General features: G+C 38.5%; 10 protein-coding genes. 4 read left to right on the plus strand and 6 right to left on the minus strand.

The features are described 5' to 3' along the window. Positions 1 to 28 precede the first annotated feature (28 nt). From VB714_RS01405 to acnB, 5 genes are all read right to left on the minus strand, one after another. Positions 29 to 370 (minus strand): XisI protein, encoded by a 342-nt coding sequence (locus VB714_RS01405; protein ID WP_323220423.1) that lies wholly within the window; start codon positions 368 to 370, stop codon positions 29 to 31. Next, entirely contained in the window at positions 358 to 774 is a 417-nt protein-coding gene (locus tag VB714_RS01410; RefSeq protein WP_323220425.1) for a XisH family protein, read from the minus strand. Before VB714_RS01410 ends, VB714_RS01405 begins: the two co-directional genes overlap by 13 nt. Positions 775 to 821: 47 nt before the next feature. Then, on the minus strand, positions 822 to 1,163 hold the full coding sequence (locus VB714_RS01415; RefSeq protein ID WP_323220427.1) for a XisI protein: 342 nt from the start codon (positions 1,161 to 1,163) through the stop codon (positions 822 to 824). Beyond that, on the minus strand, positions 1,151 to 1,360 hold the full coding sequence (locus VB714_RS01420; protein WP_323220429.1) for an element excision factor XisH family protein: 210 nt from the start codon (positions 1,358 to 1,360) through the stop codon (positions 1,151 to 1,153). Before VB714_RS01420 ends, VB714_RS01415 begins: the two co-directional genes overlap by 13 nt. Positions 1,361 to 1,421: 61 nt before the next feature. Next, positions 1,422 to 4,010 carry a bifunctional aconitate hydratase 2/2-methylisocitrate dehydratase gene (gene acnB / locus VB714_RS01425; protein ID WP_323220431.1) on the minus strand — a complete coding sequence of 863 codons (2,589 nt, stop codon included), beginning with the start codon at positions 4,008 to 4,010 and terminating at the stop codon, positions 1,422 to 1,424. Between the two features lie 148 nt (positions 4,011 to 4,158). Between acnB and VB714_RS01430 the strand changes: the two genes are divergently transcribed. From VB714_RS01430 to VB714_RS01445, 4 genes are all read left to right on the plus strand, one after another. Then, positions 4,159 to 4,371: a hypothetical protein gene (locus tag VB714_RS01430; RefSeq protein WP_323220433.1), complete on the plus strand. Its 213-nt coding sequence runs from the start codon at positions 4,159 to 4,161 to the stop codon at positions 4,369 to 4,371. 156 nt (positions 4,372 to 4,527) lie between these two features. Further along, positions 4,528 to 5,271 (plus strand): HNH endonuclease, encoded by a 744-nt coding sequence (locus tag VB714_RS01435; protein ID WP_323220435.1) that lies wholly within the window; start codon positions 4,528 to 4,530, stop codon positions 5,269 to 5,271. 70 nt (positions 5,272 to 5,341) lie between these two features. Beyond that, entirely contained in the window at positions 5,342 to 6,382 is a 1,041-nt protein-coding gene (locus tag VB714_RS01440) for a DGQHR domain-containing protein (protein WP_323220437.1), read from the plus strand. Positions 6,383 to 6,387: 5 nt separating this feature from the next. After that, on the plus strand, positions 6,388 to 7,284 hold the full coding sequence (locus tag VB714_RS01445) for a hypothetical protein (protein ID WP_323220439.1): 897 nt from the start codon (positions 6,388 to 6,390) through the stop codon (positions 7,282 to 7,284). A gap of 101 nt (positions 7,285 to 7,385) precedes the next feature. On the opposite strand, the gene VB714_RS01450 is transcribed toward VB714_RS01445, so the two are convergent. After that, positions 7,386 to 7,586: hypothetical protein (locus VB714_RS01450; protein ID WP_323220441.1), on the minus strand; the 201-nt coding region annotated here is incomplete at its 5' end.

Here is a 7,586-nt window from a genome sequence, read left to right on the forward strand (position 1 = left end):
GAAAAATTGGCAAAAAATTGGCGATCGCTTAAGCAACAGCAAATTCAGTCAGTTTACGAGTTTCCGGATCGTGAAAAGCCAACACAATATCTTCTTTGGTTATACCTTTTCTTAATAACTCATTAGCAATACCTTCCTCCGTCCAATCTTCCTCAATATAAATTTTCTCATTTTTAATGCGAATATAAACAGAAATTGCACTGACTCTTCTCCGATCTTTCCAGCCAATATTAAACCAAAGATATTGACTCCGTTTGTCATCAAACATCAACACCTCATCTATATCGGGATCGGGAACTTGTGCTGAAATTCTCTCATATTCAGTTAGAATTTGTTTAACTAGATTTTGATAATAAGTTAACTTGTCCATTTGCTAATCTCCTCCTTGTCAAGATCGACAATTAATAGTAAAATTTGAAACTTTTTTAAAATTAATTCAATTGCAACTTGCTGGAAAAACTTTTCATAAATTTTTTTACCGATTGCTAAATACACCTCATACTCAGGATGAGTGTGGGAAAGAAAGGTTCTATAAATTAGGTACTGACCCAATGCTGTCTCAAACTCGCGCATGGGGGAACGACCCAGAAAACTTTTAATTTCAATAACTATTTTGCGTTCTTCCCGAGTTGCAGAGATTGTTTTTTCTCCAGCAAGATCGGCAACTAATTTAACCTTTTCATATTTAATGGGATACGGATCGAAAGCGATCGTCCAGCCATCTTTAATTAAAGCATTTTTCACCGCTTCATGGTAAACATCTTTTGCTGGCATTATCCTCCTTTGTCAGGATAGTGAATCGTTGAAAAATTGGCGATCGCTTAAGCAACAGCAAACTCAGTCAGTTTACGAGTTTCCGGATCGTGAAAAGCTAATACAATATCTTCTTTGGTTACACCTTTCCTTAATAATTCATTGGCAATTCCTTCCTCAGTCCAATCTTCCTCAATGTAAATTTTCTCATTTTTAATCCGGATATGCACGGAATTTCCCTTAATTCTTTCTTCAGATGTCCAACCGACTTGAAACCATAAATATTGATTTCTTTCATCATCAAAAGCCAACAACATTTCTACATTTTCAGGCGATGCCGAAGAAAATAGTTGATGATATTGTGTTAAAATCTTTTTAATAGTAGAACGATAATGCTCTAGTTTATCCATTGGGTAATAACCTCTTTGTCTGTGTCTACAATAATTAATTTAAGCTGGTTTTCATCAACAACAATTTGGTCAGCACCTAGATCGGCCACAAGTCTCAATTTTCTGTAAATGATAAAATAAGGATCGGCTGTAATTGCCCAACCCTCCTTAATTAAAGCATTTTTTACAGCTTCATGATAAACATCTTTTGCTGGCATTGTCCTCCTTGAGATTGAGTGGGCAGGCCAATTAAGACCTACCCTAGAATTATACGGCGTACTAAACCAAAGCCTCCTCTAACTTCGGCATTTGACCTTCAGGAATAACCCGTCCGAAATCCTCAAAATTATCAATTTCATTGAAATTGAGATAGCGGTATAAATCACCCTTAAACGGATCGACCTTTTCCCCGACAATAGATAAATACTCCTCAACCGTCGGAATTTTACCCAACAAAGCGCAAACTGCCGCCAATTCTGCCGAACCGAGATAGACTTGTGCGCCCTTACCCATGCGATTATTAAAGTTACGGGTAGAGGTAGAAAAGACCGTCGCACCATCCTCAACTCGTGCTTGATTGCCCATACAGAGGGAACATCCCGGCATTTCCGTCCTTGCCCCCGCAGCAGCAAAGATCGCATACATTCCTTCCTCTTTCAATTGTTGTTCGTCCATGCGAGTCGGAGGACAGACCCAGAGGCGACCTTTTACCGTACCCGCACCTTCCAAAATCTTAGCAGCAGCGCGATAATGGCCGATATTGGTCATACAAGAGCCAATAAACACCTCATCCACCTTATTCCCCGCACATTCGCTCATTAACTTCACATTATCCGGGTCATTGGGTGCCGCGACGATCGGCTCTTTAATCTCGCTTAAATTCACCTCAATAACATCCACATATTCAGCATCTGCATCCGCAGACATTAAACTGGGATTCGCCAACCATTGCTCCATCTTGGCAATGCGACGCAACAGGGTACGGGCATCTTGATAGCCCCGTGCGATCATATTTTTCATTAACACCACATTAGAGCGCAAATACTCCGCCACAGTGTCCTCGCTGAGTTTAATGGTACTGCCAGAACACGATCGCTCGGCAGTAGCATCAGTAAGCTCGAACGCCTGTTCTACTTTCAGATCGGGCAAACCTTCCATTTCCATAATGCGCCCGTTGAAGACATTGATTTTATTCTCTTTGCCCACGGTTAATTTACCTTCCTGCATAGCAACCCAAGGAATAGCATTGACGATATCGCGCAGGGTGACACCGGGTTGCAAGTCTCCTGTAAACTTGACTAAAACCGACTCGGGCATATCCAAAGGCATCACCCCCAAAGCCGCCGCAAATGCCACTAAACCAGAGCCAGCAGGGAAGGAAATACCCAAGGGGAAACGAGTGTGAGAATCTCCTCCCGTCCCTACTGTATCCGGTAACAGCATCCGATTTAACCATGAGTGAATAATGCCATCCCCTGGACGCAGAGATACACCTCCTCGCGTAGCAAAGAAATCGGGTAAAGTTTTGTGAGTTTCTACATCAACGGGTTTGGGGTAGGCAGCAGTGTGACAGAAGGTTTGCAGAGTTAGATCGGCACTGAAACCCAAGCAAGCCAATTCTTTCAACTCATCCCGCGTCATTGGTCCTGTGGTATCTTGGGAGCCTACTGTGGTCATAATCGGTTCGCAGGAAGTCCCCGATCGCACTCCAGGCAACCCGCAGGCTTTCCCCACCATTTTTTGAGCCAGAGTGAAGCCTTTGCCAGTATCTTCGGGCATTGCGGGACGGGCAAAAAGTGTCGTCGGTTCTAAACCCAGGGCAGCACGGGTTTTATCGGTGAGGCTGCGTCCGATCAGCAGAGGAATGCGCCCTCCTGCGCGAACTTCATCGAGAATGGTTTCGGGTTTGAGGCTGAAGGTAGAGATCGTTTCTCCGGCTTCGTTAGTAACTTCGCCTTTGTAAGGGTGAATAGTAATTACATCACCGGTATTCATTTGTGTAACATCGCATTCGATGGGAAATGCCCCCGAATCTTCTCCGGTATTGAAGAAAATTGGCGCAATTTTTCCTCCTAAAATATAGCCACCCGCGCGTTTGTTGGGGATGAAGGGAATATCATCGCCAATATGCCAGAGCAGGGAGTTGATTGCGGATTTACGTGAGGAACCTGTTCCCACAACATCGCCAATATAAGCAACGGGATGGCCTTTTTCCTTTAACTCTGCAATGGTTTGCAGTCCCTCCGGCATCAGCGACTCTAACATGGCGAGGGCATGGAGGGGGATATCCGGGCGGGTGGTGGCGTGAGGGGCGGGGGAAAGGTCATCGGTGTTGGTTTCGCCTGGGACTTTAAAGACTGTTACGGTAATGCTTTCGGGAACTTTGGGCTTGTTAATAAACCACGCCCCATTCGCCCAGGCATCAATGACTTGTTTGGCGTAAGGATTGGTATCTGAGAGGTGTAAAACGTCGTTGAAGGCATCGAAGACTAATAGGGTCTTGCTGAGGGCTGTAGCGGCTTCTGAGGCGAGGGGTTCGTCGCGAGATTTCAGGAGTCCTACTAGGGATTGTACGTTATAACCTCCCACCATCGTCCCTAAGAGTGCGATCGCGCCCTGTTTGGAGATTAAGGGACATTTGATCTCTCCTTTGGCGATACCCGTGAGGAAACCCGCTTTCACGTAGGCGGCTTCATCGACACCGGGAGGGACGCGATCGCGCAGTAACATTAGTAATTCTTCTTTTTCCGCTTCGGGGGGATTTTTCAGCATTTCGCAAAGTTCTGAAGTTTGCGCGGCATTCAAGGGTAGGGGAGGAATGCCCAGTTTAGCGCGGTCTGCGGCCTGTTGACGATAGTTTTGTAGCATAAGTTTTACTCCTTAGTTTGGCTCTAAGTTAACTATGATAATCTCTTGGGGCAAGGTGCGACTGTTCCGAGAGAGTGAATGTGTTAGGATTTCAGGATAAGGCGATCGCTAACAATCAACTTGTATTTATTGATTTAGAGAACTAGCTATGACAACCAAACAAATTATTCAAGATAAATTAGAAAACTTAACTGAAGAACAACTCAATCGAGTTTATGAAATTATTGAAAAGTTAAGCAACTCAGAAAATATTTCTCCGAAACTGAGCTTAATGGAAAGGTTACAGCAAATCGAGATTGATGCTCCTAAAGATTTTTCAATTCGAGTTGCTGCTAATTTAGGAAGAGGTTTAGATGAGTAATCAGATTTTCGTGGATACGCTATTTATTGTAGGCTTGCTTAATAAGCGAGATCAATATCACCAAAAAGCACTAGAATTATCTCAACAGTTTAATCGTCATCCTTATGAATTACTGGTACTATTGGTCAATGATACCAATAAGGCATATTTTTTATCATGAAAAAACCCCATAATTGGAATAATCTTGTAGATTTATCTGATGAGTGTGATTGTCCTTACGCTTATATTGTTGCTTACTATCTCTCAAGGTTTGACAGAAATGCTTATCAAAAACTTGGATTTGGTAACATGACTGAAACTCATAAAAAAATAGCTTCCATTCTCAACCTTTCAACTAATACAATTAAAAATTTTAGAGATGCTTTCGATCCCTATCATGAAAATCCTCGACGAGGTTGGTGGCAAAGAGAATTATGGCGTTTTGAAAAAGAAGTTTATGAAGGATTTAAAGCGTATTCTGAAGAAGATATCAATACTATAATTCAATCAATTTTAGATCGTCCCAAAAGAAAATTTAAAGAATTATTCGATCCTTTGGATCCAGATGCAGTCGAAGTTCAAAATCAAAAAGCAACTGAAAATAAATTTATTCTCGAAGAAGGAAAACTTTATGAAATTACTCTTACTCGCCATGAAAGAAATCCGAAAGCTAGAAAACAATGTCTTAAATACTATGGAACAGACTGTTGTATTTGCGGGTTCAATTTTGAACAGGTTTTTGGAGAAATTGGTAAAGATTTTATTCAGGTTCACCATTTGCTCCCACTATCAGCAATTAGTCAAGAATATGAAGTCGATCCAATTAATGATTTACGTCCAGTTTGTCCCAATTGTCATGCAATGATTCATAAAAATAATCCACCATTTACAATTGAAGAAATCAAAAACCTACTTAACTAACACCGGGAGGAATGCGATCGCGCAACAACATTAAGTTTAACAAGATCATTAGGAGGATATAAGGTTTATTATGAATAAAATTCCAGCTTTTCAAATTGTACAAAATAAGAAAAAAATGTTAGTATTTCTGACTACTGCAAAAATAGTTTACGAACGTTTTGCTGTATCTAGAAGAGTTGAAAACAAAGAATTAGGCTATCAAAGATCTTTTTCCAAGTCTAGAATTAAACAAATCAAAAATTATATCAGTCAAGAACAAGGAATTATTCCCAATTCTGTTTTGGTTAACCTCGATCGAGAAAAATACATTTATTCAGAAGAAAAAAAAGAATTGACTTTATACGAACCAGACCTAGATCCTCTTGGGTTAATTATAGATGGTCAACATAGAGTTAAAGGATCTTATGAAGCAAATCCAGATTTTCCTTTAATGGTTGTTGCAACTCTTGAGTTATCCGATCGGGAACAAGCACAACTTTTTGTGAAAATCAATAAAACTCAAAAAGGAGTTCCTGCTTCTCTTTATCTAGATCTATTACCTTTATTAAAAGGGAACAAGATAGAAGACTTCGATCAAGAAGGTGTTTCAGCAGAAGAACGAGCCAGAGAAATTGCTGTTCGCTTAAATGAAGCAGATGAAAGTCCTTTATATGAATTAATTAGAAGAACAGGAGAAAGTGGATTTGGGATATCTTTAAGCGAATTTGTTAGACAAACCAAGAATTATGTAGAGCCAAATACTGGAAAACTAGCAAGTTTTGGGTTTGAACAACAGTACAAAATCTTTGAAATCTATTTTCGCGCAGTCAAAGCGGTTTTTTTGAAACAATGGGAAGATAAAGATTCTTATATTCTAAAAACAGTTGGGTTTGGTGGATTAACGATAGCATTATATGATGTGTTTAATATTGTGACGCAAAAATATCAAAAATTTGATACTGAAAATACAATTAAAACACTTAAACAAATTCAAGATTTTAAATTCGATAAAAATAGTTTACCAGGTGGTGCTGGTTTTAATGCTCAAAAAAAAGTTGGAAATATGATAGTGAGTAGACTAAAGGATAAGATTCGGGAATCTCAAGAGTTTGTGGAAATGATTGGAGATTAAAAAGCGTGACTTTAACTCTTGAAGAAATTGCTATTGCTTTTAGAAATTGCAATAGTGATACTCAATTTTCTTTTAAAGATAAACTAAAAAAACTTGATAAATCACAGAAAGATTATGAAAGTGGTTTTATAATTTCCGATCTACATAATTATATATTGCATGATATTGAAAAACTATTATCTAAGGCAATTTTAAATATTTGTGCGGCTGATTATTTAATTAAACAAGGGTATTTTAGTTGGGGTTTTGTAACTTCATATTATGCAAATTTTTTCTTAATCCAAGGTTTGAATAGGACTCAACTTAATTTTACTACTTGGGTAGATCGCTCTGTTAATTGCCGATATGAAGATTATTTAAAGCAAACGATACACATTAAAATAGTTGAGCGTTCAAAAGATGAACATCAAAGACAATTCCAACGTTTTTTTGATAATTTTACAGATTTTAGGAATAAAACAGGAATTGATCGCTATTGGAATCTTGGACTTAGATCATTTGAATTAAGTAGTGAACCAAAGATTAGAAACCAAATTAATTATGAAATATCTCTCGATAGTTTTTATGAGCTAAATTTGAATCAAAAAGATTTTAAAAAAATAATTAAGGAGAATAAAGGCTCTCCTTTTGATCAGCCTAAAGAAAGTACAAGAAAGACTAATTATGCTCGCCAAAACTTAAAGTTGGCTTTAGCTAGATTGAGAATATTAACATATATTTTAAATGTTATCGCTATCAGAAATTTAGAATATCAGAGTTATTATGAAAGAAATATGAGCAATCGCCTAGAATCCCTTCTAGATAAATATCCCGATCTGAGTCAATGGATTGAGGTATTTTTTAAAATGTGGTTGTTTTTTGATTCAGAACTTGTTGAATCTGATTCAATAGACAAGATATAATAATATCAAATTAAGGTGTACTTATTTCCAAGCGATCGCGAATCTGAGATATAGCATGATTTAGAATACGATCGCGCAACAACATTAATAGTTCTTCTTTCTCAGCCTCGGAGTAAGATACAATTGAAATTAAAGCGAGGAAATATCTTGACGCGGGTGATGCTAGGAAAATAGTTAAAACTCAGATCTTGCACCAAAAAAAGTTGATAGAGATGATTGAAGGCTAAAATGCTTGTGTGGAGGTGCTTTGAGGGATTTTTCTCTTTTAGGGATAGTGTTTTCTTAAATATTAGTAAAAAATG

The organism is Spirulina sp. 06S082, from assembly GCF_034932145.1.
Lineage (GTDB): Bacteria > Cyanobacteriota > Cyanobacteriia > Cyanobacteriales > Spirulinaceae > CCY15215.

What these genes read in the sequence shown, in the direction of transcription:
- VB714_RS01420 (WP_323220429.1), bottom strand. Translation starts at nt 1,360, where the DNA reads ATGCCAGCAAAAGATGTTTATCATGAAGCTGTAAAAAATGCTTTAATT.
- VB714_RS01435 (WP_323220435.1), top strand. Translation starts at nt 4,528, where the DNA reads ATGAAAAAACCCCATAATTGGAATAATCTTGTAGATTTATCTGATGAG.
- VB714_RS01405 (WP_323220423.1), bottom strand. Translation starts at nt 370, where the DNA reads ATGGACAAGTTAACTTATTATCAAAATCTAGTTAAACAAATTCTAACT.
- VB714_RS01430 (WP_323220433.1), top strand. Translation starts at nt 4,159, where the DNA reads ATGACAACCAAACAAATTATTCAAGATAAATTAGAAAACTTAACTGAA.
- VB714_RS01440 (WP_323220437.1), top strand. Translation starts at nt 5,342, where the DNA reads ATGAATAAAATTCCAGCTTTTCAAATTGTACAAAATAAGAAAAAAATG.
- VB714_RS01415 (WP_323220427.1), bottom strand. Translation starts at nt 1,163, where the DNA reads ATGGATAAACTAGAGCATTATCGTTCTACTATTAAAAAGATTTTAACA.
- acnB (WP_323220431.1), bottom strand. Translation starts at nt 4,010, where the DNA reads ATGCTACAAAACTATCGTCAACAGGCCGCAGACCGCGCTAAACTGGGC.
- VB714_RS01410 (WP_323220425.1), bottom strand. Translation starts at nt 774, where the DNA reads ATGCCAGCAAAAGATGTTTACCATGAAGCGGTGAAAAATGCTTTAATT.